1 protein-coding gene is annotated in these 1,670 nt (G+C 67.0%); it reads left to right on the forward strand.

All coding sequences use genetic code 11. The features are described from left to right. Window positions 1–1,670: condensation domain-containing protein (locus AB0937_RS38490; protein ID WP_366718864.1), on the forward strand; the 1,670-nt coding region annotated here is incomplete at both ends.

Raw genomic sequence — 1,670 nt, forward strand, 5'->3', positions numbered from 1 at the left:
ACGGTGAACGGCAAGCTGGACCGCAAGGCCCTGCCCGCACCGGAGTATGCGAGTGGCGGAGGCCGGGGTCCGGTGTCGGTGCAGGAGGAGATCCTCTGCCAGGCCTTCGCCGAGATTCTGGGTCTGCCCGCAGTCGGTGTGGACGATGACTTCTTTGCCCTGGGTGGGCATTCGTTGCTGGCGACGCGGCTGGTGAGTCGGGTACGTGCGGTGCTGGGTGTGGAGGTGGCCCTGCGGACCCTCTTCGAGGCCTCTACGCCGGCAGGGCTCGCGGCGCGGCTGGGTCAGGCGGACACGGCGCGTCCGCCTCTGGTGGCGGGGGAGCGCCCGGAGCGGGTGCCGCTGTCCTACGCACAGCGCCGACTGTGGTTCATCAGCCAGTTGGAGGGGCCGAGCGCGACGTACAACATCCCGATCGGCGTGCGGCTGACGGGGGCGCTGAACCAGCAAGCCTTGGAAGATGCTCTGCGCGATGTCCTGGAACGTCATGAGGTGCTGCGGACGGTGTTCGCGGTGGCTGACGGTGAGCCGTATCAGCGGATCCTGTCGGTCGAGGAAAGCGGCTTCACGCTGACCGTCACGGACGTGAGCGCGGAGGACGTGGACGCAGCAGTGGCGGAGGCGGCGCGGTGTGCCTTCGACCTTGCGGAGGAGATCCCTGTCCGGGCCCGGTTGTTCAGGGTCGGTGCGGATGAGCATGTGCTGGTGCTCGTGGTGCATCACATCGCGGGTGATGGCTGGTCGATGGGGCCGTTGGCGCGGGATGTGTCGGTGGCGTACGGGGCGCGGGGTGAGGGTCGCACTCCTGGATGGGCACCTCTGCCGGTGCAGTACGCGGATTACGTGCTGTGGCAGCAGGAGGTGTTCGGGTCCGAGGAGGATCCGGAGAGTGTGCTGTCGCTTCAGGTGGAGTTCTGGCGTGAGGCACTGGCCGGTGCTCCGGAGGAACTGACGCTGCCGTTCGACCGCACGCGCCCTGCTGTGGCATCACATCGAGGTGGCAGGGTGCGCTTCGTGCTGCCCACTGAGGTGCACGAGGGACTCAGCAGACTGGCACGGGAGTCCGGAGCGAGTCTGTTCATGGTCGTGCAGGCGGCCTGGGCGGCACTGCTCACGCGACTGGGCGCGGGGACCGACGTGCCGATCGGTTCACCGATCGCGGGACGGACCGATCAGTCGCTGGATGATCTGGTCGGCATGTTCGTCAACATGCTGGTCCTGCGCACCGACACGTCGGGGGATCCCTCCTTCCGTGAGCTGATCGCGCGGGTCAAGGAGAGCGACCTGGCCGCCTTCGCGCACCAGGACGTGCCGTTCGAGCGGCTGGTGGAGGAGCTCAACCCGACCCGCTCCATGGCGCGGCACCCGCTCTTCCAGGTCGTGCTGAGCTTCCAGAACAACCGTCCGGCCAAGCTCGAAATGGCCGGCCTTCGAGGCTCCGCCGCACACGCGCAGTCCACCACGGCCAAGTACGACCTCGCGCTCTACATGGAGGAGCGGGAGGAGGGAATTGCCGCGGCGCTGGAATACGCCCTCGATGTGTTTGATGCGGGGACGGCTGAGCGTTTGGTGGGTTGGTTCGGTCGTTTGCTGGAGGGTTTGGTTGCGGATCCTGATGTGCGGGTGGGGGGTGTGGAGTTTCTTGATGAGGGTGAGCGTGGGTTGGTTTT

Source organism: Streptomyces sp. NPDC047880, assembly GCF_040706515.1.
Classification (GTDB): Bacteria; Actinomycetota; Actinomycetes; order Streptomycetales; family Streptomycetaceae; genus Streptomyces.